Annotated in this window: 20 protein-coding genes and 1 other RNA gene; 4 read left to right on the top strand and 17 right to left on the bottom strand. The window is 43.7% G+C overall.

Features of this window, described 5'->3' with window-relative positions; all coding sequences use genetic code 11:
• Positions 1–41 precede the first annotated feature (41 nt).
• Entirely contained in the window at positions 42–2303 is a 2262-nt protein-coding gene (locus MHN02_RS08310) for a GNAT family N-acetyltransferase (protein ID WP_239245488.1), read from the top strand.
• 229 nt (positions 2304–2532) lie between these two features.
• Here MHN02_RS08310 and MHN02_RS08305 read toward each other — a convergent pair whose 3' ends face one another.
• The 7 genes from MHN02_RS08305 to MHN02_RS08275 all read right to left on the bottom strand — a co-directional run bounded on the left by MHN02_RS08305 (position 2533) and on the right by MHN02_RS08275 (position 8510).
• Complete coding sequence (locus MHN02_RS08305) at positions 2533–3798, bottom strand: tetratricopeptide repeat protein (protein ID WP_239245485.1); 1266 nt, start codon at positions 3796–3798, stop codon at positions 2533–2535.
• A 2-nt stretch (positions 3799–3800) separates the two neighbouring features.
• Positions 3801–4412, bottom strand: coding sequence for an energy transducer TonB (locus MHN02_RS08300; RefSeq protein ID WP_014948704.1), 612 nt, complete (start codon positions 4410–4412; stop codon positions 3801–3803).
• 1 nt (position 4413) lies between these two features.
• Positions 4414–4812: a biopolymer transporter ExbD gene (locus MHN02_RS08295; protein ID WP_012517737.1), complete on the bottom strand. Its 399-nt coding sequence runs from the start codon at positions 4810–4812 to the stop codon at positions 4414–4416.
• An 11-nt stretch (positions 4813–4823) separates the two neighbouring features.
• Complete coding sequence (locus MHN02_RS08290) at positions 4824–5348, bottom strand: MotA/TolQ/ExbB proton channel family protein (RefSeq protein ID WP_012517736.1); 525 nt, start codon at positions 5346–5348, stop codon at positions 4824–4826.
• A 1-nt stretch (position 5349) separates the two neighbouring features.
• Positions 5350–6708, bottom strand: coding sequence for a MotA/TolQ/ExbB proton channel family protein (locus tag MHN02_RS08285; RefSeq protein ID WP_156078053.1), 1359 nt, complete (start codon positions 6706–6708; stop codon positions 5350–5352).
• 6 nt (positions 6709–6714) lie between these two features.
• Positions 6715–7476 (bottom strand): DUF3450 domain-containing protein, encoded by a 762-nt coding sequence (locus MHN02_RS08280; protein ID WP_014948702.1) that lies wholly within the window; start codon positions 7474–7476, stop codon positions 6715–6717.
• Positions 7477–7811: 335 nt separating this feature from the next.
• A complete protein-coding gene (locus tag MHN02_RS08275) occupies positions 7812–8510 on the bottom strand; it encodes a 2OG-Fe(II) oxygenase family protein (protein ID WP_239245482.1) in 699 nt (232 codons plus the stop codon).
• Between the two features lie 133 nt (positions 8511–8643).
• Between MHN02_RS08275 and MHN02_RS08270 the strand changes: the two genes are divergently transcribed.
• A complete protein-coding gene (locus tag MHN02_RS08270; RefSeq protein WP_239245479.1) occupies positions 8644–9201 on the top strand; it encodes a 2OG-Fe(II) oxygenase in 558 nt (185 codons plus the stop codon).
• 127 nt (positions 9202–9328) lie between these two features.
• Here the strand turns inward: MHN02_RS08270 and MHN02_RS08265 are convergent, their stop codons facing one another.
• The 7 genes from MHN02_RS08265 to MHN02_RS08235 all read right to left on the bottom strand — a co-directional run bounded on the left by MHN02_RS08265 (position 9329) and on the right by MHN02_RS08235 (position 21078).
• Positions 9329–11140: a putative 2OG-Fe(II) oxygenase gene (locus MHN02_RS08265; RefSeq protein ID WP_239245476.1), complete on the bottom strand. Its 1812-nt coding sequence runs from the start codon at positions 11138–11140 to the stop codon at positions 9329–9331.
• Positions 11141–11144: 4 nt separating this feature from the next.
• Positions 11145–12077, bottom strand: coding sequence for an aspartyl/asparaginyl beta-hydroxylase domain-containing protein (locus MHN02_RS08260; protein WP_239245473.1), 933 nt, complete (start codon positions 12075–12077; stop codon positions 11145–11147).
• Between the two features lie 102 nt (positions 12078–12179).
• Positions 12180–12452, bottom strand: coding sequence for a hypothetical protein (locus tag MHN02_RS08255; protein ID WP_120960342.1), 273 nt, complete (start codon positions 12450–12452; stop codon positions 12180–12182).
• Between the two features lie 5 nt (positions 12453–12457).
• Positions 12458–13588, bottom strand: a complete 1131-nt coding sequence (locus tag MHN02_RS08250; protein ID WP_239245470.1) for a 2OG-Fe(II) oxygenase — start codon at positions 13586–13588, stop codon at positions 12458–12460.
• Positions 13589–13654: 66 nt separating this feature from the next.
• Positions 13655–16468, bottom strand: coding sequence for a TonB-dependent receptor (locus MHN02_RS08245; RefSeq protein ID WP_239245467.1), 2814 nt, complete (start codon positions 16466–16468; stop codon positions 13655–13657).
• Between the two features lie 324 nt (positions 16469–16792).
• Positions 16793–19738, bottom strand: coding sequence for a TonB-dependent receptor (locus tag MHN02_RS08240; RefSeq protein WP_239245464.1), 2946 nt, complete (start codon positions 19736–19738; stop codon positions 16793–16795).
• Positions 19739–19989: 251 nt separating this feature from the next.
• On the bottom strand, positions 19990–21078 hold the full coding sequence (locus tag MHN02_RS08235) for a tryptophan 2,3-dioxygenase family protein (RefSeq protein ID WP_239245461.1): 1089 nt from the start codon (positions 21076–21078) through the stop codon (positions 19990–19992).
• A gap of 270 nt (positions 21079–21348) precedes the next feature.
• Between MHN02_RS08235 and MHN02_RS08230 the strand changes: the two genes are divergently transcribed.
• Positions 21349–21630 carry a late competence development ComFB family protein gene (locus MHN02_RS08230; RefSeq protein WP_014948691.1) on the top strand — a complete coding sequence of 94 codons (282 nt, stop codon included), beginning with the start codon at positions 21349–21351 and terminating at the stop codon, positions 21628–21630.
• A 15-nt stretch (positions 21631–21645) separates the two neighbouring features.
• On the opposite strand, the gene ffs is transcribed toward MHN02_RS08230, so the two are convergent.
• Together ffs and MHN02_RS08220 are read right to left on the bottom strand one after the other, a co-directional pair.
• Positions 21646–21742: signal recognition particle sRNA small type (gene ffs, locus MHN02_RS08225), an RNA gene on the bottom strand.
• An 86-nt stretch (positions 21743–21828) separates the two neighbouring features.
• Positions 21829–22887, bottom strand: coding sequence for a Glu/Leu/Phe/Val dehydrogenase dimerization domain-containing protein (locus MHN02_RS08220; protein ID WP_014948690.1), 1059 nt, complete (start codon positions 22885–22887; stop codon positions 21829–21831).
• Between the two features lie 308 nt (positions 22888–23195).
• On the opposite strand from MHN02_RS08220, the gene MHN02_RS08215 reads away from it, so the two are divergent.
• Positions 23196–23663: an Lrp/AsnC family transcriptional regulator gene (locus tag MHN02_RS08215; RefSeq protein WP_014948689.1), complete on the top strand. Its 468-nt coding sequence runs from the start codon at positions 23196–23198 to the stop codon at positions 23661–23663.
• A gap of 44 nt (positions 23664–23707) precedes the next feature.
• Here the strand turns inward: MHN02_RS08215 and maiA are convergent, their stop codons facing one another.
• Positions 23708–24361: a maleylacetoacetate isomerase gene (maiA, locus tag MHN02_RS08210; protein WP_014975930.1), complete on the bottom strand. Its 654-nt coding sequence runs from the start codon at positions 24359–24361 to the stop codon at positions 23708–23710.
• Positions 24362–24454 lie beyond the last annotated feature (93 nt).

Here is a 24454-nt window from a genome sequence, read left to right as displayed (position 1 = left end):
ATCGCTACTATAGCGTTAGATTATACCGAAAAAACTGATTCATGGCGCTAACTCAATTACGCGAATGGCTATTAGCCCCCTACTTTGAAAATAGCGGCGAAAATGGCTGCAAAAAAAGCTCTCACGCTTCACACTTATCAAACGTGACTTGCCCGCTTCACCGGAGAATGCTTGTAATATCTGGCAATGATGATTTTTGTGAAGCTGCCATACGTAGCGTTCAAGCCTTTGTAGATGAAGTTTCATCTATAAGCGTTGTGAATTTTGCTGGCGATACACTTAAGGGAAAGAACCGCAAACAAGTACTGGGGAGTGAATGTGACATTGCCACATTAGACTGTCGCGATTCATTCAAACCTGGCGACGTGATGGCAGTGGCGGGGATCGTTAAACGCAGTGGTTGTTTAATACTTATTTGCCCTGCATTGAGTGAATGGGTCAACAATATTTCGGTCTCGTTCCTGTCGGAGGGGTTTAAGCTTACACAAAGTCGATACCTCGAACGTTTTATAAAGCACCTGCGCAACAACGACTACGTGGCATTTCACACTGAAGAAAAAACCACGCTTCCAGATACGGCTATGTACCGTATTAGCGAAGGCTTAACATCAAACGTCTATAGAGGCTCACTATTTAAATCAGAAGAGCAAGAGCAGGCATACAGTCGTTTATATCAAGCACACTCACTTAATAAACTAAACGCGCTGATTACCGCCCCAAGAGGCAGAGGCAAGTCATCATTATTAGGTATATTCATTGAAAGCCTAATCAGACAGGGTAAAAATGTACTATTAACCAGTGAACGCTTTGATAATGTGAAGAACGTGCTTTCACGTATTCAACAGTACGAAATAGCCGGTGTCAGAACACAACAACCATCCACCGCTAACATTCAAACCCAACTATTCCTTGGTGATAAGAATGAGGCAGCGACGTTTGGCAGTGTAAAATGGGTGCCCCCTGACAGTGCCTTGTTATATACCACAGAAGATGAAAAGTACGACGTTGTAATTGTTGATGAAGCGGCTTCAATCCCCCTCCCGGATGTATACCGGATCATAGCCAACCACAAGCAGTGGGTGCTTAGTACTACGCTTTTGGGTTATGAAGGTTCAGGCAGTGGTTTTATTCACAAACTCATCCCTAGTTTACCGCCATCAGCTATCCATTTAAGACTATCAACGCCGTTACGATGGTTCGAACATGATCCCATTGAAGCCTTTTTCAATACGACTTGTTTATTTGAGGACAGAGATGCGGCGCGCAATATTGGCGAGATTAATTTCAAAAACAGTATTAACCCACCGATAGATTACGATTTTTCCATAAGTTCGTTTAAAAGCATTTCCGAAGAGGCGCTTCAGCAAATAATGTCGCTACTTTCATTAGCCCATTATCAAACTACGCCCGATGATTTTATGCGCTTGATGGATAGCCCGGATGTACTTGTTGCCATACTTAAATTCAACGACAACGTGATAGGTGCTGCAATCATAAACGCTGAAGGTAGCGACTACCTGAACGATACCGCATTGGGGATTGCGTCTGGAAAGCGTCGTCCTAAAGGGCATTTAGGTGCACAGCGACTTGCTCTGTTGTCTGCTGATGCAAAAACAGCAACGTTTAGATATTGGCGTATTAACCGTATTGCCGTCGATACGCTTGCGCAGAGTAAGGGTATGGGCAGTTACTTGCTACAAAGAGTTAGTGATGAAGCCAAGAAGCAAAGTATTGACGCTATCTGTACTTCTTATGGAACGACACTTAAGTTAGACAGTTTTTGGAAAAGAAATGGATTTGAGATTGTAGACTATGGGCGAAAGCCTAATAAAGCCAGTGGAGAAACCAGTGCACTAGCGTTATATCCTCATTCCAACAGAGCAAAAAAACTGCTTTCTGAATTGGTAGCGCTAAAAGAGAGCTTTAAATTCGATAACCAGTTAGACAACGTGCCAATTAGCATACTGACAATCTATGTAGAAAAGTTAGTACATTTTACCCAAGGCACACGCACTTTAGATGATGTTTGGCCGATATTACATAAAATTGCGCGTTATGCAGAGACTCAGCCTACACCAAGCGCAAATACTCAACTGAACAAGCCAAATAACACAATACTGTATATGCTATGGCGTCTTGTTGAAATCATTAACACGAAGCGCTTTCTCAGAAAAGTACTTACACATTCAGATATGAATGCGAAGCAACTTGTTTCTACATTCAACGAAGAAAACCTAAAAGCACGTGGGTTAAAAGAAGTCACTATTATTATAAGAGAAGCACTTCTGCCTGCTTTCAAATAATAGAAAGTCTGTAGCCTGAAAGTACAAATAATCTGCTTGGCGTAGAGCCACTATACCTGCGTTAACAAGCCGCGATTACGAACATTTTAAATACCGCTGAGAGGCTAATGATCTATGCGGGCTGGTGTTAAAGCCCTATAAACAAAATCCCATTCGAGAAAAGCTCACTTACTAAATTAAGGGCAAAAAAAAGCCTCCCAAAGGGAGGCTTTTTTGCTAAAACCACATATTAGATACTAATACCGCGGTTCTTTGCTTTTTCCTTGATATAAGGTTCCCACGCTGCAGCGTTGCGGCGTAGAGAGCGATCTTTCTTAGCTTCTTGTACGTGCTTGTAAGCAGACTTGAAGTTACCTGCGTAGAAGTTCGCTTCCATTAACGTGAAGTGAATCTTCTCAGGGTCTTCAGCACCACGCTCTAGAGCATTCTCTAGTGCTTTAATAGCGCCTTTGTAGTCTTCCGCTACAAGTAAAAGTGTACCTTGCTTACGATAATGCTCAGGGTCTGAACTCTTAGCAGCAGCTTGTGCATACAAGTCAGCAGCCGTTTTGAAGTTCTTTGCCTGGTGATAAGCATTAGCTACGTTTGCTAACATATCGGCATCATTTTTTAGCAAGCCTTCTTTCACGTGCTTTTCAAGCAACTTAGCCGCCTTGTAAGGCATACCGTTACTTTGATAAAGCTGAGCAAGCGTCTTTATTTCTGACTCTTTCTCTAGATAACCCTGCATATAAGCAAGTTCTAGCGTTGAAAGACCTTTCTTATAGTCTTCAACTAAGATGTAGAAAAAGCCAAGACGTGACCACCAAGTCTTTTCCTGAGGGAAAGTTCTAACAAGATCTTCCGCAACAGCAACCGTTTCAGGGTACATCTTACGCTCGTAGTAAGAAGTTAGCTTTAATACATACGGGTTTTTGTTTGGCTCTTCATACAAAGCAATCGCTTTGTCTGCTGGCTCAACCATCTTCGCTAGTTGCTTAGATTCAAAGTAAGCCTGTGCCAAACGCGTATATACGTCTGCGTCTTCTTTACACGTGAAGTCCATCCACTCGTTATACCATTTAATGGCATCAGTGTACTTCTCTTCCTGCATGCTCAAATCACCTAGTAATTTAAGTGTTTGAGAGTGTTCAAGGTCGTTTAGAACTTTCGGTTCAACTGATTCAACCAAATACCCTAAAGCTTTACCACCTTGACCTTCTTGCGCAGCAAGTAAGTTACCAATAAAACGCTTTACGTAAGCTCGATCGAAATCGTCAGATGCGTCGATTTCGTAAAGTACGTTTAGTGCTTCATTAACTTGGTCTTCATTGTAGAACTCAAAAGCTTTCTGAACTTTTTTACCGGTACGCTCACCTACAAGCGTTGTTTTTCCTTTCTCATATCCAGGACAAACAACAGGTGCTGACTGCGCTAGGGCAGCGGGTGCTGAAAGCACCGCGCCTGCGCCTAGCACTAAAGCAACGGCTGACATTTTGAATGTACGTTTCATCATGATCATTGCTCCAGTTTAAAGTCTAGCTGTACGAACATGCCAGGTTGTTTAACTGGCTTGCCATCAACGATCTTAGGCTTGTATTTCCACTTACGTAGAGCACGACGTGCTTCACGGTCGAATACGCGCTTAGGTTCAGCTTCGATAACTTCGATATCTTCAACACCACCAACTTCGTTGATAGTGAAAGACAGTCTTACCCAACCTTCACGGCCGTCACGGGCTGCATCAGGTGGATATTTCGGGTCGATACGAACGATAGGTGTTGCTTCACCATCACGCTGCATTGCACCAACACCACCGATGTTTACACCAACACCACCTGTGTCGATAGCTGGAATAGCTAAGCTAAAGCCATCTGCATCAGGTTCCGCAGTTTCCGGCTCAACTTGCTCCATTTTAGGAGGCTGTGGCGGCGGAGGCGGCGGTGGTGGTGGAACACGAGTACGCGTTTGCGTTTGGTCGTCTGGTTCCTGCATTACAATATCGATAACCGGTGCAGGCGGTACTTCGTCTGCTGGTCTAGATGAATTTTCAATCAACTTGGCCATTAGAACGAAAAGGGCAAATGCAACACCAGCACCTAAAAGTATAGATACAATTATACGTAACATCTTATCCCCTTGCCGCTACCGAGACTCGGTTAACGCCAGCGGCTTTAACCTGATCCATAATCTCAACTACTAAACCATGCTTCGCTTTAACGTCAGCTTGAATGATTACGTAGTCTGTAGGCTGCTCGGTAAGCAGTCTCTCAATATTCGCTCTTACGCTGTCCGGCGCTACTTCACGCTTGTCTAGCCAAACATTTCCGTCTTCAGTTACGGCGATGAAAATGTTTGCATTTTTGTGAAGAATCGCCTGGCTCGCATCTGGCTTGTTGACTTCGATCCCTGCTTCTTTAACGAAAACAGTGGTAACGATAAAGAAGATCAGCATGATAAACACGATATCCAACATGGGCGTCATGTCGATCTGTGCATCTTCTTCCTCGGTTCTGACTTTTCGAGCCATAATCTCTCTCTCTAATGATGTGGCAGGCTATCAACTAGCCCTTCTCTTGCCAGCTTCACTTTCGCTTCAAGACGTGAACTGATGAACAGTCCAGATAGCGCGGCTACCATTCCCGCCATTGTCGGGATCGTTGCCATAGAGATACCAGCTGCCATTAGACGAGCGTTGCTGGTGCCCTGTGTTGCCATTGTCTCGAAAACACTGATCATACCGGTTACTGTTCCAAGTAGACCGATTAGTGGACACATTGCAATAATGGTTCTGATAATCAGCATTCTAGCGTTAAGGTCGTCTGACGCTTGAGAAATCCACGCGTCACGGATTCTATGCGCATACCATGATGTGGTATCTGCTCGGGCATCCCAATTCGCGATGATGTTTTTCTTCACCTTTGGGAAGACCGAGGTTAAATACCAGTAACGCTCAATCATTAAAACCCACATGAGAAAGAGCGCGGCAGCAACGAAGTATAGTACGTCACCGCCGGTAGCGATAAAGTCCCTGACCGATTCGAATAATCCAATCAGGTAATTCATATTACGCTTTCTCCGACTCTGAGTGAGCAGCTACGATACCCGCAGTTTGCTCATCAAGAATGTGGATGATTGACTTGCTACGAGAAGCTACGATGCTGTGAGTAAGGATTAGAGGCAGAGCCGCGATAATACCTTGAGCAGTAGTTACAAGAGCCATAGAGATACTTCCTGCCATCATACGTGGGTCACCTGTACCGAATAGTGTGATGGTTTGGAATGTCTCGATCATACCTAGTACTGTACCTAGTAGACCTAGTAGAGGAGCAATCGCTGCGAAGATCTTGATAACGTTAATGCCGCTTTCAATTTTTGGAAGCTCGCGAAGAATCGCTTCATCAAGTTTAAGCTCAAGGTTTTCTGCATCAGCAGTCTTGTTCTCTTGGTAAACTTTAAGGATACGACCTAGTGGGTTACCTTCTGAAGGATTGTTTACGTTCTTAAGCTGTGAACGCATTTTTCCACCAGTGATCGTTAGTGTGATCATTTTGTAGATACCAATTAGTAGGCCAATCGCAAGCATAATTGTGATTGTGTAACCAACTGGACCACCAGCATGATAACGCTCAGACATTGTCGCTTTTTGCTTCAATAGACCAAGGATTGCACCTTGAGAAGGGTCAGCAAAGAAAGGAACAAAACCAGAAGTAGCGCCGATTAGTTCGTCAGCAGAAGCTACAAAGTGACCATCTGGTTGACGACCAAGAGGCTGAACAACTTCAGCTTCAGCGTCATACGCTAGGTAACCAGCTTCACCAACAAGGTTGAAAGTACCAACACGAACAACTTCTTGCTGTGAAGAACCGCCGTCAAGGTTAACAACTTCAGTAGTGAACTTAACTACTTCACCGCCTTCAGTCATTTCTTTCTGAAGAGCAAACCATAGGTCTTCAAGTTCTTTAATGTTTGGAAGACCTTTAGAGTCTTCTGACATTTCAGCAAGGAACTGACCACGGCCAGGGAATTGTGCACTTACGATTGATGTAGAGATACGGCCGTAAGCTTCAGAAGATGCTTGACGTACCACACCGAACATTTCACCAAGTGTACCTGTAGCTTGGTCTAGCTCAGCAGCTTTCTCGTTTAATGTAACTTCGTTGTCTGAGAATTGCTTCTGTAGACGGTCACCACGAGCTTGTTCAGCTTTAAGATCTGCTTGTGCTTTGCGAAGAAGTGCTTGCTTGTCAGCACGTGCTGATTGGAACTCAGCTTCGCGTTGCTTATCTAGGCGAGCTTCAGAAACGCGGTTCTGTTGAACCTGGTCTAGAAGATCTTTCAGGCTCTTTGCTTCCTGAGCCTGCGCTCCGGTTGCTGCAACTGCAACTGTCGCAGCGGCTAAAAGAGATTTGAATACTGGTTTCATTAACAATTACTCCGCTGCGCTAATTGGTAGTTTAATCAGATCCGCAGGAATGACGTTGTTAGCCATTTTAACTGCGTCAACAACTGAAGACAGATACTCGTCACCCAGTTTTTCCCATGCGCGGCTTTCGTTGTTCCATACCCATGCGTGAGTTTGGTCTAGAGAAAGTGCAACTAGCGCCGTACGACCTAGGTTAAAGAAGTCAACAGTAACTTCTGTGCCTGCGTCGTCGATAGTACCTTGGTAAGAGTTGATCTTAGTACCGTATTCAACTTCAACTAGGTAAGCTTCTAGTACCTGACGGAACTGTTCTGAAACAGTTACGTTAGAGTTAGCCATAAGGTCGCGAAGACGCTCAACACGCTGTAGACGCTCGTCTAAGTGAATTGGACGGTCTAGCTTGATGAACTGCTCTAGGCTGTCGATCATGCGGAACATAAGAGGAACGATGCCCTGCTTAGTTTGTTCGATGCTGTCGATCTGACGTTGTAATGAATCGATACCGCGTTGCTGGTCTGCAACTAGGCTTGCGATGTAATCGTTGTAGATTTTAAGGTTTTCTGTCTCATCTACTGTTTGACGATACTCAACAAGTAGTTCTTGAGACTGTTCAAACAACGTATTGATTTTTTCTTGAGATTTCGCTGCAGCCGCGTGGATTTTCGCTTCTTCTTTATGAAGATCTTCAAGCGTATCTGCAGAGACTGCACTACCTGTTAGTGCGAATGCACCCATAACAGTAGAAGCAATAAGAGTTCTCTTGCTCATTTTGGACATAGTTCCCAACCAAATTTCTTATTTGAATCCTCGCCGATAAGGAAAATATTCGGGCAAGGGGCGTATAAAACTTTCACAATTTTGTTTCAGGAATGTAGCACTGACGTCAATGTTCAGTACTACGAACGTAGTATACTCACATGGAATGTTACGTTTAGTCAAGTAACTCCCTGTTTACACTTTACAGAAACACTGCTATCTGCCGGTTTTACAATCACTTTTCAGCGAAGTAACAACTCAGAGCAATTGTAAACGTCCGTATATTCCTTAATCGATTAATGTAAACTTTTACTTATCTCGCTGTCGCTCTAGCAGAATACAGTTTGTTAAGTTGCTTTAAACCAACCTGTTAGCGCATAACGCGGCTGCTGTGCGAAGGGAGTAACATAGCTCACGCTGTGAATATGTTTAACGTCAAAGAGACTTAATGTATTGAATTCTGGCGCCCAACTTTCAGTGGTCGTACCATCCTCTTCGTAAAATTGTAACAAGCCTCCCCAGTCTGGATGCCATTGTGGTGCCAAATTAACCACATAAGCAAGGCGGCGTTGTTCTCGTTCAACTACATCTTGATGGCGAGTAAGAAATTGGCCTGGTGTATAGCGGGTTGCTTGAACACTTGCTGTACAAATATCATCGAAGCCACTGAGTTCTCTCGCCCATTGAAGTACTGCTTCACTATTAATCCAGTCGTAAAACTTACTCATCTGGGCAATCCGTTCTGTTGACGTTACTAGATGTCGCCCGTACACAAAGCCAATACCTTTAGCCGCATTTGACATTACTTCTGTATTCACTGCTTGTTTTGCTTGGTTATCCATTGCTTTCCAGGCGCTTTGTGAAATTGACTCGTAGCGACCACCGCGTACCAACGCCATCTCAAATGGCACGTCGTTGGTTAAGCTCAATAAGAGCTTTTCTGCATACTCCTGGGTAAGGAAACTTTTTACTCGCACTTTTCTTTCTTTGTCGAAAGCGGCTTTTATATCAGCCTGATACAACTGACTATTCATACCATCAATCATTGATTTTCCTGTTTTATTTAATCTATACGCATTTCTTACGAAGCGTTTTTTCTTGTATTGGCGTTGGATTGTACAACACAATTTGATATTAATGACGTCATAGTCTCATAGAAATAAAATCAAGAACAATACAATGGCAAAACCGACTTACAGTCATACCGTAGGTGACAAACCGATATGGGTATTCGATAACTTATGCTCAAAAGATGAAGCAACTTCCGTGTTCAAGGGTCTTGAAGCAAGCGCATTCCGTCTTAACGAAGTCGCACGGCCAGATACAGCAGAATATAAACACTGGGCCGTAGGGTTAAGCGAACCACAGATAGCAGGTTTACCCGTTTATCAACGGGCCATGGCACAAATCGCTGAAATAACAGGGAAAAAATATCGAGCTTATCGAGGGTACGTCAATTATGCGTCCTATGGCGATATGTTGTTTACTCATACCGACTGCCTACCAGAAGCAGACGAGTTGACTGTACTCGTGTACATTTGCCCGCAGTGGGATATTGAATGGGGGGGAGAGACACTTTTTTATAACGAACACGACGACTGTGTTTTTGCTAGTACGCCCAAGCCCGGCCGAACGGTGATATTTCACGGTGCCATAAAACATGTTGGTCGCCCGCCGAATAGAATTTGCTACACGCCACGTTATACACTCGCCTTTAAGCTTGAGCCGGCTACCTAAAATACACAACATTTCTGAAGATATGAGGTGCTTTTCCTCTCAATGTATTTCCGCATTATGTTACGACAAGGGTTAACGCTAGCGTAATGCGTGACATCCGGCTGTTTCTGGCTCGCATCGACGCTTTTTAATTTGGCACAATGTCAAAAGCTATAGTCATTCTCTGGCTTTCAGTTTCAATGGGATTGGTTCCGTGCCATAGGTACGAGGGAAAGAAAACAACGGTGCCGGCCTCAGGCTTAATCGCATAATCTTCATCCATAGCAACGCCGTTTATATCAGGGCGCCCAAAGCATAGCCATCCATTGCCCCCTTGATTAACTTCTTCAGGAACGTCTACATAAAGAACTCCACTCAACCAGCCCTCAGAATGATAATGAGATTTGTGAAATCCCGACCGACGAAGGCGTACAGACCAACTTCCTATAAAATTAAGATTATCACTTAACCTAGAAAGAAAGGGGTGTTTCTTCTCGGTTTTCAAACTGCCTATAAATTCCTGTGCCCTTTCTTCTAGCACTCTTCTTAACGTTTGCAGTAATTGATGTTTGCTATCTAACAAATTTTCAAACGTCTGCGATCCGTTTCTTAAAGATTGTCCAATCGGATGCCTTTCGTCATTGTGTAAGGTAGAAAGGTGGTCCTTCAGTTCCTGCACAAAGCTAATATTTGCTGCGCTGTCTGTCAGAAGCTCAGTTGCGTGGACAAAACACTGATAATCACACAGATTTTTGTATTTGTTACTATTGCCGTTCGCTTTATACGCTGTAGAAAGCAGTGTCCAGTATCCTTGATTGAGGGGAGCCATACGACAAACCTTTTCAAATACTACAATAGCGTCTTTGTACTTTCTTAAGCTTAATAGCGCATATCCTTTCTCGACGAGAAGTGCAACTGTGTTGCCTTGTGCCGCTTTTAATTTGCTTTCACTTAAAGTTAGTGCTGCTTCAAATTCGCCTGAGTCTCTAAGTGCACTACTTAAATGAGCGGTTGCAGCGACGCTAATACTCTTGTCTGTGTGGCCTATCAACTTTTCAAGCCAATAACGCGCTTTTGATGGTTCGCCAATACGTAACATCAACTCACAATATACGAGTACAAGCTCCGCACTTTCGTCAGACAATTGTTCTTCGAAAAAAGCGAATGGCGAAGAAACGTTCTTTATCCATGCGAAATGGGCATATTCTTTGTTCAATTCGCTATTGGTGGGGAAACGCGACAGCCCTTTTTGGTACACCGCTAATGATGAATCAGTATCACCATTGAGCCCCATAACCGCAGCTAAGTTCTGATAAATTAATGGTGTATCGGCATTGGCTTGAACAGCATGTGTTAACGCTAGCTCGTAATTGCGAATTGCTTCAACGAGCTTTCCCTGCCCGCGCTTCAGGTTACCTAAATTATTCAAAGCAGTAACATTGCGATTATCAATATTAAGCGCTGAAACCAAATGGGCTTCAGCAATTTCTATGTTGCCGAGTTCAACCTGAATAGCGGCTAGTAAGATAAGTAATGAAACATGATTCGAACGAGCCTCAACTAGTTGCTTTCCTAATTGTAAGGCCTCACGGTATTTCTTTTCAGCATAGAGGGATCTTGTAAGGTTATATTTATAATCGAAGGACTCAGCATTTATGCTGCTCGCCTTTCTAAAAAGCTGTGAAGCCTTTACTGCATTTCCACTCTCTAGAAGAAAGTTTCCATAACTATTCATCAGATCAGTCGATGAAGGAAACTTTTTCAACCCTTTTTCAAAAACTTTTGCCGCTTTTTTGTGCTCTGCCAGTTTGCGTAAGGACCCACCGTACAATTGAACGACAACAGGGTCTACATTAACAAGCGCAGGCGATGCTTCTATAGCGTCAATAACGTTTGAAAAGTTGCCTTGCCTAAATGCATTAATAAGCTGGGGAATAATAATATTTGGCTGGCCTTGCATTATATTAGTAAAACCTCTTGTCCAACACTGCAAGCGCACCAAAATGTGCGGACCAATTAGCATATTCGCGCATCAGCATTTGTATGTCTTGCTTTTCTACTTCGGTTAAATGAGGGTTCCAGATATCGATAATCAACACCGCTCGTGCTGCGTCAGCTGGATTTTCTGCACTATGCACAAAACTATCGTCAAATAGTAAAGCTTCTGTTTTGGCACTCCACGTTCTTTTCTCACCGGCGACATCTAAATAAGCGTTGTCGTTAACAACAAGTGGGATATGAAGTGTCCACTTTATATTCGAGATACCGTAATGTGGAGGAATATAGGCTTTTGGCTTTAATACCGAAATGACGACTTCAGGTGCGTGGGTCGGACAGTGTGCTAACAAAGGCGAATTAAACAAGGATATGAGGTCATGCGGAAGACGCTTAGCGTGCTCCGTAAAGTGTCCTCCTTTCATCAAATGCATGGAAGACCAATTTTCACTCAGTTTTTTCCAATCATCTGACTTTGGCACCTCTCCTATCTCATGAACATAGTTATCATTTGCATATTTTACACAAGACAGAAAGACTTCCTTAGATGAAGAGAGCTTATCAACCAAATCTTGAAGCCCCTCTACCTCGCTAGTTTCAGAAAATGGCGACGAAGGCAAATCAGGTATAAAAAGGAAACTTGGTTTTTGTGCTTCGTGTTGATAAACCTTTCTTTCAACGCCACACAACATATTCACCGCCTGCTTTATTCTGGATGTGCTCCCTATGTGATGGCAAGCATTGTACAGTGCCCTACGAGACAAGTTAGCCGCATTATGAATATGGGTGGCCCTGAACTTTGAAAGAGGCTCTTCATCTTTTGGAGATAAAAATTCGGGGTATTGCTTGAACAAAGACGCGTAGGCCGAAAGTGCTGAATCATACTCAGCTTTCTCAACCATTGTCGTAATGCTTTCAATTAATTGAGTGATGTGATTATTATTGTTATTCATATAAAAATGGGAAGTGTTTCGCTTCCCATACTAGCCTTACAAAGTTTTGAATTACTGGTCGCCACCACCAGTTTCATTTCGCCCCTGCATACGAGTCCAGGCTTCACGACCTGCTTCGCGCATTTGCTCGCGTTCTTCTACTGAGTAACAAACCCGTTGCATACGGTTTGAACCAATCTTTTTCTCAATTTTGCAGACCATGCCGTCGTCTTCAGCATTGGCATCAGCTTTCGCATACTGAGAACTTTGATTACTGGTTGAACCACATGCACCTAGCGTTAGAGCAAGGCTTGATGCAAGAATTATTTGTGTTACTTTTTTCATCCGTGTTATCCCTTAGTATAAGTACCGTAAACCAAGTTACCATAAATGGTTGTACATTCTCTAATCCATTTTGTAACTAACCATTTATTTTCTGAAATAGATGGCGCACCAGCATGATAGCTGTTTAACAATAGTTTACCATGATCGTCCGTGTTAGGAAAAACAACCATATTTCCGATTGTTGGCGCTATGCTAATGTCAAGCTTTGGGAAAAGGGTTTCCCCCCCCTCTTTGACCGTATTTAAGTAAATAAGCGCAGTCTTAATGCGCTGTTTGCCATCTTTAAACATTAACGCATCGTTTTTTTCGTTTAATCCGTCATAGTGAGGTTTGTACTGCTGGCCCGGTTCATACCTCAATATATTCAATGCCTCACCATTACATCTTTGTGTGTTCGTTACCTGTGATATTACTTTGTCTAGCTTGCGGGTAATCCAGTCGCAATGGTTAGGTGCTATTATCGCTACATAACTTGTTCTAACACTATCAATCCTACCCTCTCCCGTTAAAGGATCTACAACCATTGAAGGTTGCAGCAGTGCGCTAAACTTCGTGATCAGATAGTGACATTCGTATTCAGATAGTATGCCTTCGTACACTTCAATAGGTAAGGACTCATCTAACACTTTTGAAGGTTTAAATTCTCTGCCAAGCGATTCAGACAATTCTTCAATGATTTGCTGGTGAAAGTCTTTTTCAATCTCACCTTGCGCCGGTGAAGCCAGATTAAGCTGTTTACTGATATTAGGTGCTAGGTGATATACCTTGTCTGCAATGTAGGAAAAAGTTGCGCTTTTTACCGATAGATAGGATAACGCGACTAAGTAAGCCTCAATAACACCTTCGTTGCCAAGTGTAAGTAGCGTCTTAGCAACTTCACTAGTACTCGTTGTCACTTCACCAAAATAGCCAATCTGCAACTTGTGGAACTGAACCACGGGGTTGTCTGCACAACTTACACCGTTTAAGAACTCCACTGATTCAGCTGGGTTCTCCCCTGACTTAAAATAGGCATAGTCTAGTGCAGCATTAAGATCTCCCAAGCTACCTGCCTTCTTTAGCCATCTCATCGCCTCATCGGAATTGCCCGATGAATGGGCTTCGTTAGCATTCTTGATGCATTGTTCTATATTCATTTCCTGTTGTCCACACAGCAAAAAAGCCTCCGAAGAGGCTTTTTCTTAGTTCATTCTACACTTCTATTAGAAGGTCACGTTTACGCGTGAGTAGAAGAATTGTCCAGGAATTTCATACATAGACGGGTCGAAGCTGTTAGCAAACGTCGAGTAAGAAACTTCTGGGTCAGTATCGAACAAGTTGTTCACACCTACAGTAATACGAAGGTTATCATTAACAGCATAGCCTAGTGAAACATCGTGGTAAGCCATTGCTTCTAGCTCGTTAAAGCTATTGCCTTCTTCTGCAGCTGGGTCAACTGGATCACTACATAGCTGCTGATCAAGTTCACCGCCGTCGATTTGACATAGCTCAGTCGTGTTACCGATGTAACGCATTAACCAGTTAGCTGTCCAATCATCGTAGTTCCAAGTAAGTGACAAGTTAGTACGTAGACGTGGAACAACGTCACGGTCACCCGCTTGACCTGCATCGTTGAAGGTCTCTGAAGTACCGCTTACTGGGTCAACAACAATTAGTGAACGCTCATCGATGTATGTACCATCCCAGTTCACACGGAAATCACCATATTCAGTTTCGAAGTTGTACGCTACGTTGTAATCGAAACCAGAAGTCGTTTGACCACCTAGGTTAATTTGACCGTTGAATAGGTCAACAACGTTACCGCCTGAACCACGAGTAATTAGTGAACAAAGAGTCTCACCAGTCTCAGCACACGCGTTAAGGATAGTTTGCGCACCTACTGAAGATACTGCGTTGTCAACTTCGATATCAAACACGTCAAACGTGATTGATAGGCCTTCAACTGCTTCTGGAGAGTATACGAAACCGTATGTGAAGCTCTCAGCTTCCTCAGCTTGTAGATTCGCGTTACCACCAGTTGTTATACGAATCTGTGAGTTAGGCTGCTGATAACTAGCTGGGATTCCCGCACAACCAGGTAGGTTAGGGTTAGCCGCTGCGCCGCCGTTACATGGATCCGTTAGTGGTGGGAATGCATCGCTGTTACCGCTGAACAATTCAGTTAGTGATGGAGCACGGAATGCTTCTGACCAAGTACCACGTACTAATAGGTCATCGTTGATGCGCCACTTAAGACCAACTTTAGAGTTAGTAGTGTCACCGAAGTTGCTGTAGTCAGAGTAACGAGTAGCAAGTTCTAGGTCTAGTTGCTCTACGCCAGGCATATCTGAAAGTAGAGGAACTGCAAGCTCTAGGTAAGCTTCTTCAACGCTGAAAGCACCTGAGGTAGGCAGACGCGCGTTACCAGAAGTGATACCCGCAGCGATGATTGCATCAGGCTGGTCGTAACCTGACTGCCAGCGCTTCTCGTAACCCGCAGCGAATGCTAGGTAACCCGCTGGAAGTTCCATTACTTCACCAGAGATGTTTGCAGAGTAGCTCTCAAGCGATGAATTAAGTTCGTCTTGCGCAGTAAAGGTGATGTAATCAAGCATCTCTTGCGTGATTGAACCTTCACCGATAACTTCAGGTGCACCGCCAAACAGATTTAATGGAACACAATCGCCAGTACAGTTTGCTGGGTCGCCAATTGCACGTGCAACGCGGTCCATGTTTAACAGACCTTCAGTTGACGTGTTCTGCGTGATGTCTGCATAAGTGTAGTTAACATCCCAGAAGAATTCACGGTCAGCAAATTCAAATACACCGTCAAAACCACCGTTGAACTGGAACTGGTCAACGTTTTGCTTAAAGCTACGGAAGCCCGCTTCCATCATACGACGACCGAACAGGAACATCTCGCGCGCATTCGGGTCAGCGTCTAGTACGTCTTGGTCAGTTGTAACGTCAAAATCGTAAGGGCTAAACGGGTTATCGGCTGATAATGTGAAGCCAGTATCACCAAACGCTGTACCAATAAATAGCGGAGTAGGCGCAAGAGCCTGCTCTGACTTACGGTTGCCGTAGAAGCCCGTTACGTTAACAGAAACGTTGTCCGTAAGCTCGTAACGTGCCTGAGTATAAATATTTGTACGTTCTTGTGGCGTAGAAAGATAGTTAAACGGCGCGAAGTTGAAGCGGCTTGTAGGCTCAACCCATGGCTCTAAACCACCGTTACCGTCACCCTGCTGGCTGAACGCATTGCCATCTTGGTCAAAAGTAAAGAAACGACCTTGAGGAGGAGCAGATGAACCACCAAAACCTTCAGGAGTACCAAACGTAGGCACTGCAGAGATTTCACGGTCGCCCGCTAGTGTAGGCTCTTCTTCAACGTAAGAGATGTTGAAGTAAACGTTACCCTTGTCGTTAGCTGTACCGAAACCGATGTCCCACTGCTCTTTATTACCGTCGCCTTCATCCCACTGACCAACATAGCCAGACGCTTGAACGCCTTCGAAATCTTGGCGAGTAATAATGTTTACAACACCTGCAATCGCATCAGAACCGTATACCGCTGATGCACCATCTTTAAGTACTTCAATACGCTCGATGATTGCAGCAGGAATGTTGTTAAGGTCAACAGAACCGCCAAGGCCTGGTGCCCAACGCTTACCGTTAACAAGAACTAGTGTACGGTTTGAACCAATACCACGGATGTTGATAGTAGTTGTACCATTACCGCCGTTGTTATTGTTGGTGTTGATAGCAGAACCTGCAGAAGGAATTGCTTGAAGAACGTCACCGATTGACGTAACACCAAATTTTTCGATGTCAACACGTGACATTACTGTAACTGGGTTTGCACCTTCAATGTCGGTACGACGGATACGAGAACCCGTTACTTCGATTTTTTCTACTGCGTCCGCTGCTTCTTCGGTTTCCTGTGCGTTAACTGCGCCTGTGAAGCCGATAGTTGATGCTGCACCGAATGCGCACGCTAACTTCACTGACTTAGCCAGCTTAGAGTTTGTAAACATGTATTGTCTCCCTGGACCACTAAAACTCTTAGTGTGTGTTTCTTAAATCGTTTATATAACGAATTATTATTAGTAAGGTCAAAGCCTCACTTTGATAATAACCACATCCTAAGCGAGCGGTCAACTGGGATCAGACGGGTGTTCCGTAAAAGTTCAATTTTTTTTTGTCTTTTCGCCTTTTTCCGTAAATATTAACTTACATTTAACATTCGCAGTGCAAAAAACGAACTGACAGTTTATTTTTTCTGCTCCCCTTAATTGGGGCAAGGGATACAACTAAAGTATCACCTCACCCCTGCCATAAATGTTGATTAAGTCTACTCTCTAGAACGAGTAGTTCACGCTGAAACGAACGTATCTAGGAGTTTGCCACGCAGTTGGCAGACCGTAATTCGGGTTTACGTCAGGATTTGTTGGATCAGCTGAGCCCTCATCATCATATATTTCATTAACTTCTGTAACGCGGTCGTTGTTAAGAAGGTTGAAAATATCCGCTCTAACAACTAGCTTCTGCTCGTCACCTATATCTATATTGTAAGAAGCAGATACGTCGATAGAATAATAACTGCTGGTGCGGCCACGAGAACCACGAGGTGCTGGCTCACCACCGGCGAAGAATGATTCTGAATCATAAGCTTGAGCAAAAATATCTGTAGGATGATAGCCAAACGCATTGATTGGACGGCCAGTCCAGAATTGAAGGTTGGCACCAAGGGTTAGATCTTCAGTCACCGCATAAGCACCGTACAACTTCACTTGGTGACGTCTGTCGTTTGGCAAATCACCATAGGCGTTATCAAGCAGACCTGGTTGGTCAAATAAGGTTGTTAAACCTGCATCATCCTGACCGTTATCTGAGCGTACATAGCCTTCGTTGTTACCCCAGCTATGTGACCACGTGTACGCCGCGTTCAGCATCCATACTCCGTCCCAAGCTCGTTGCCACATAAAGTCTACCGCTGCATATTTACGAATTGAATCAGGGTAGCCCAAATCTTCGGCTGATAGGTCCATGTAAACTAACTCACCTTCAGCACCTGGCAGCTCGGTAGTACCAATACGCATATCAGAATTAGGGTTTGTAAGTACATACTGATGAAACCCATCCCAGATATCAGATACGTCGCCGTAGCCATTCGCTGCGGCCCACTCTATAACCGCCGCATCAATTGCCATATCCTCTATAGTGGTAGAAAGTTCTCGATATGTACCTTGAATTGACATGCTCCATTCATCGTTCAATTGGAATTGGTAACCCGCGATAAATTCATCCGAGTACATTGAATCCAAGTTTTGATCCACAATTTCATCTGGTGATTTCGCGGTACCGTCAGCAAATACATCATCAGGCTGAGTTTTAGCGCCCGTCAGATTAGGGATCCCCAAGGCTTCATCAGCAAAACCTTCAAACGCGTAGTACTCTTGTGTGTAAGTTTCAGCGCCTGCTAGACGAATATTCGTGTTTGCAGCAATAGGTAAATAGTATCTGCCGTAGCTCGCCCATGCTTTTGTCTCGCCATCACCAAACACGTCCCATACTGCTCCAAGACGAAGTGCCCACTGATTGTCGAGTTTAGCGAAAGACTCACCGTCCGCATTGAAGTTTTCGAATGTATCGTTACGAATACCGGCGTTAATGACCAAGGTGTCAGTAACCTGCCATTGGTCTTGAACATAAAAAGCAAAGTTTTCAGAGTCGAACTGACCACCGACGTTATAATCGCGATAACGAACTTGGTAAATTTCCTCGTTAGCTAGATCGCTGTCATCAACATAGTATAGATAGTATGCACCGCCTGAGTTTATGGTATTGCTGTTTGAAGTAAGCTTCTCATAATCAACACCAAATCGTACTGAGTGATCGCCTGCGTACCAATCAGCATCCAATCGAATAACTTCACGTTCATCATCGCCTTGCTCTGCCGTAAAGTTAGCCCATGTATTTGTTGGAACGAACGCTGCCGTGCTGTCATAGCGGTAATAAACAACCGGGTTGCCATCTAACTCGCTTCGCACGGTTCTGTCTTGTTTGTTAATGCCATACTGAGCAGAGATTGAGAAATCATCATTAATGATGCTTGTCCATTTGGCCGTGTAGTTTAGCCCACCTTCATCTTCGTAACCTACACGACCGTCAGTGAATTCACCGCCGTCAACAGAGTCATAAGTCGTGATTTCTGTTGAACGTTCATCAGAAAATGCAGTAATTTCAAGAATATTATTTTCTGTAACGTACCAGTCTAATTTGGCAACCCAAAATGCATCATCATCTTTTTCAAAAAAGCCGTTTTGTGATACGCCGCTACTGGTGTTTGTTTGGTCACTTACGTAATTATTTTCAGCTGAACGAGGGTTAAATAGTGCATAGAAGAACAACTTGTCTTCTATTAGTGCACCGCTCGCCCAGACATTGACATCCCACTCGTCTATTTCATCTCGCGTATTGTCGATGCGATACAAATTGTTTTTGTTATTACGAGACGAATCACGCTGTTCACGTAGTGCATCTGGTTCCCAGTAAAAGTTGGCACCCGCTTTGAATTCGTTAGTACCACTTTTGGTTTTAGCGTTGATAACACCGCCTGTTACACGTCCAAACTCAGCTGAATAACCACCCGTTTTTACTTCAAACGTTTCGTACATATCAAACGGTGGCTCACTTGAACCCACGCCAGTACGGAAGTTAGTGATGTTTAATCCGTTAATGTAGTAACCATTTTCGCCCACAGACGCACCGCCAATTGAAGGCAAATCTCCAAATGCTGAGTCACCCTGAGTAGTACCTGGTGCTAATAGCGCTACAGAAGTCAGGTTACGTGGGACCGGTACTCTATCGAGTGTAACGCTATCTACAATAATACCCGTGCTTGAACTTGTTACATCAACCATCGCAATCGTAGTACCAGTCACTTCAATACGCTCTACGTCATCGCTGGCAAGACGCATATCTAGATTTGTTTTGCCGCTAATGCCAACTTTTACAGATTCTTGAATGGTAGTGCGAAATCCATTCTTTTCGGCGGTAACTTTGTAGTTACCAGCAGGAAGTAATGGAAAGCGGAAGTTTCCTGACTCATCACTTTGTACAGAACGTGTTAGACCCGTATCTAAGTTTTCGATGGTAACGGTAACATTTGCAAGGCTGCTGCCATTTATTTGAACAGATGTTCCTTGAATAGAGCCATTGGTGTTATTTGCTAAAGCTGGTGCAGTTGCACCAATTGACAGTGCAACCGCTAATGCAACTGCACTTCTCTTGATTTGATACATGTACGTATTCCCTGGTTAGTCTCGATTTAGTATTAAGCTTTTATGAAAAATCAATTAAGCCAACCTAAATCTTTGTATTTATTAAAGATAATAAATATTATCCAAAAGGATAATTGACTATGCAGAGCGGAGCGATCAACTCATTTGAGGACAAATTGCGACGAAACGATTCTTTTGAGCGATTACCCGTAGAACCCTCCAAAAATTTCGATAAACTACTAATATAAATAAACTTTTTCGCATATTAATATTTACTGTAGATAAAAACCTAACTGCTTTCTCACAGATTCGGGTAACTCAGGCAACGCACTTTTAGGCAATAAAAATGTTGCCATATTAAAAAAGTCTAAATAGATACGATTAGATTCAGTAGTTTTCTTCAGATAATGGTGCCCAGAAGACCCTCCGGTCCCAATCTTAGTACCCAGCATACGCTGAACCATCATTGCATGACGGTAGCGCCAGATAGTGAGTTGTTCGTCTATTTCAGTTAATGCTGTAATCAGTTGAAACGGAAGATTAAAGATAGGCTCTTCTGAATACTGTTTTATAAATAGCGCAGATAATAGCGCCTTATGATTTAGCCGGAACTTATCTTCACCTCGAAGCTTTTCGAATTTTGCTTCATCAAACAGGGCGTCGAAGTTTTCCTTAGTGGCTTGAAGGTCTTTAAGTTCCTGGCGTTTTTCAGTCTCCGACAACATATCACTGGTAGAAACGGTGTGATGGTCATCTTTCAACATCTCGTCAGCTGCATTTTTATAGTATTGCCAAAAATCGAACCCCTCTGTTTTTAATAGCGGCATTCTAGCTAGCCAATTATCGACCAGCTCAAACAAACTCGGTTTGCTCTCGAGACTCTCTAGTAGCGCTCTATCTTTATCGTTCAGTCGGTTATAAAAGCTTTGCTTATCAAAATCGATTCTAAAATCGCGTTTTAAACCAAGAGAAATTTCTAAACGTTTAAACTGAATACTTTGGAAACCAGACGCAGGTACAAGGTAATCTCGAAATGACAAAAACTGCTGTGGCGTCATGGTTTCCATAATAGCAATTTGGTCATTCATTAATTTTTGTATTTGTATGACTCGCTGGAGCCTATGTACAACGAGAGTTAGCTGCTGATCTTTTACCGTTTCTTGATTAAAGGTATCAATAACGGCATTAAGTTCGTGAAGAACCTGTTTAAACCAGAGTTCGTAGACTTGATGTACGATGATAAATAGCATCTCTTCGTGCGCAGCATCACCGTATTTTTCACTCTGCAATTCTTGTGCGCCCAATACTTTGTCTAAATGTAAGTAATCGCCGTAATAGCAAGGCTCTATATTCTTTTTCATTTTAGTGCTGCCTTAATACTGGTTTTGACCGGGTAATTCTATCACCGTCACCTCGACATACCCAGAATACAAGCTATATATTATAAGGTTACATAGCTTAGGGTAACGTCGTTACGCGATGGGCGTAAACGAATGTATCCATTTCAAGCTTGAAGGGTTTGTATAAGCTAAAGATGCTTTTAAGCTAGATGCTTCTTGTGTAATTTATTGCTCGCATACTATTCAAACCGCTAAAGCAAGATGCTTCCAAAAATTATAAGGGGAACCAAGGTGAAACTAGATGACGACATCCATAACTATTATGAACACCTGGTTTTAGAAAGAATCAGTAAGCTGGGGCTCGATACCACGAAAAGTCCTGATTACTTAGCAGACTTATGCTGTCTTGCCTTAAATCAGGTTCCACCACGTTATATCCGCTACGAAGTAGACATGGCGTTTTACCTGCCTCAGAGCGAACGAAATCAAATGGAAATGAATGTTGAGCATGCTATTAGTAAAGCACTCAAGTACTTAGATGAAATAGAAAAGACTAAAAAAGAAGACGAATAAGGAATTTGGGTGGCGGGCCTCCAGCCACATCCCGGCACATGAGTCGTCTGCTGCGGCTGCTCCCTTCCAGGCCTGACCGGGTTCACAGAGTATCATTGCGGGAGGACCAAAAGCCCACCATAGAAAATCGCATTCAAAGCAAAGTCATTCGCCCCTGCCTGAGTGCGGGGCGCATTATGACTATTTGGTTGAGAGTTTTCAACCCTTTAAAGAAAATCTCTCTTCGGCAATAAGGTTGGCAACACGGTTTGTCGCCGCCCCTTCTTGCTCTGCACGGGTATAAATTTCTTTTAGCGTTTCGCCGATTTGCTCAATATGTGCGCGAAGCGCTTCATTAGAACTCGATTCCATACGCTGATGGAAGATGTCGATAACGCCACCCGCGTTGATCACGTAATCTGGCGCATACAGAATGCCGCGCTGTTGAAGCAATTCACCAATATCTTCACGTGCAAGCTGGTTATTTGCAGCGCCTGCAATTACTTTGGCTTTGATTTCAGGCAATGACAGATCGTTAATGGCTGCACCCAACGCACATGGCGCTAACACATCCACATCTAAGCTCAGTATTTCTTCCGGCGCTACAGCTGTCGCACCAAATTCAGATACTGCTTTTTCAACACCCTCGGGATAGATATCCGCAACATAAAGCTTGGCACCGTGCTCATGCAAATGCTTTGCAAGACGGTAGCCAACGTGCCCCATACCTTGTATAGCAACACTGACGCCATCAAGGCTGCGCTTCAAGCCGTACTCTACCGTCGCCTTCAATCCCACAAACACACCGTATGCTGTAGACGGAGCCGGGTTTCCGTCAGGTACTTCGCCCGCATAGTGGTATTTAGCATTAACACCAGCGATGTAATCCGACTCGGTTGCCATGGTTTGCAAGTCCGTTACTGAAATACCAGAGTCTTCAGCAGTGAAATATTTGCCGCCCAATGATTCAACAAACTTGCCCATTGCCTTCATCATTTCTGGCGATTTAGCCTTGCGAGGGTCGCCGATGATCACAGATTTACCGCCGCCAAGCTCCAAGTTAGCCATGGCTGCTTTATACGTCATCCCCTTTGACAGTCTCAACACATCGGTCAATGCCTCACCACTATTTACGTAGGGCCACATGCGACAACCGCCAAGTGCTGGCCCCAGATTGGTATTGTGTACAGCAATAATGGCGCTCAAGCCCGCCTTCTCGTCATGATAAAACGCAACGTGTTCGTGATTATTGAACTCTGGGTGATCAAAAACTGACATATTTCTCCTGTTAATACTGTGATGAATTAAAGCCTACCCAAGGTCTAGCTGTCACGAAAACGAAACGCCGCTCATTTGGGATGATGTGAGAGTCTGAAGATGATTTGCGGTACACTTATCGGCCTCGCAAAGATCAGCAACATTTTGCCAAGTGTATCCGATTGTTTTGAGGACAGGCCTTGCAAAGTTTGTTAATGAAATTTACAAACTGAAACGCAATAGAATTGATTACAATTTTTCTAGGACAGCTATCCTAGAATTTTTTTTGATATATAATAAACATCATAAAAACGACGGAAACAGTGTTAATGAAATTGGATAAATTTGACCGTGAGATTTTGCGCGTACTTCAGCAAGACGCCACGGTGTCGATGGCAGATTTAAGCCAGCGTGTAGGATTGTCGCATACTCCGTGCTGGAGACGTGTCAAACGAATGGAAGCCGACGGCATCATTCTTGGTAAAGTCACATTACTAAACAGCAAAAAACTGAATTTAGGTGTGTCTGTCTTTATCTATGTCACGTTGAAAAACCATGACGGTGACTCGCTAACCGATTTTGAAAATGCCGTACAAAACATCGATGAAATCGTAGAGTGTCATACCACCAGCGGTGAAAAAGACTATTTACTAAAAGTGATAGTGGAAAGTATTGAAGAGTACGAATTCTTACTTAAAACGAAATTAACTCACCTGCCTCTCGTCGATCACTTAAGCTCAACCTTCGCCTTAAAGCAGGTGAAAAACACCACCGAGCTACCGATTAAACGCCAATAACTTAAAAAAATGGGTCAGAGTACATTTCTACTCTGCCCCGTCAGCTAAGTGGCGTCTATTTGATTTTCGGGCTTAGCCCGCTCAAAAGCATCTAACTCGTTACAGTTCTTCGCTATCTTACTAATTAAAGGGTAGCGACTCATATCGACGTTAAAACGTTGCGCATTATACACTTGGGGTACTAAGCAAATATCAGCCAGCGTAACATCGAAATCAAAGCAGAACTTTCCAGCTTGGGTCTGAAGACGCTTTTCAATGCCGTCGAACCCCAGCGTTATCCAGTGGGATGCCCACTTCGCCACATCATCTTGTGACGCCTCAAAATTCCCTTTTAGCGCATTCAGTACACGTAGATTACCCAAAGGCTGAATATCACACGCGATATCTTGTGCTAGCGCTCTGACTCTGGCTCTCTCTGTTCGATGTTCAGGAACCAGCTGGTGTTCGCCTTCATACCGTTCATCAAGATATTCGATGATTGATAACGATTGATTCAGAATAATATCTTCGTCTTCGTCAACCAAAGTAGGGACAAGGTGCGCGGGATTGAGACGCGTATATTCGCTACTATGCTGCTCGCCACCGTTGTTTACAAGATGTACAGGTACATACTCGTACTCAACCCCTTTCAAATTCAGCGCAATCCGCACGCGGTAAGAGGCGGTCGAACGCCAATAGCCGTAAAGTTTTATACTCATGGTACTACCACACCTATTAAACGTTTTTGGTAGGAGTGCAGGGCTTTGATGAATCTAAACGCTCTTCACCCTCTTATAATTATAGTGGGGAAA

This window comes from Alteromonas sp. CNT1-28, from assembly GCF_022348345.1.
Lineage (GTDB): Bacteria > Pseudomonadota > Gammaproteobacteria > Enterobacterales > Alteromonadaceae > Alteromonas > Alteromonas macleodii.
This window is presented reverse-complemented; position numbering and strand designations above follow the sequence as displayed.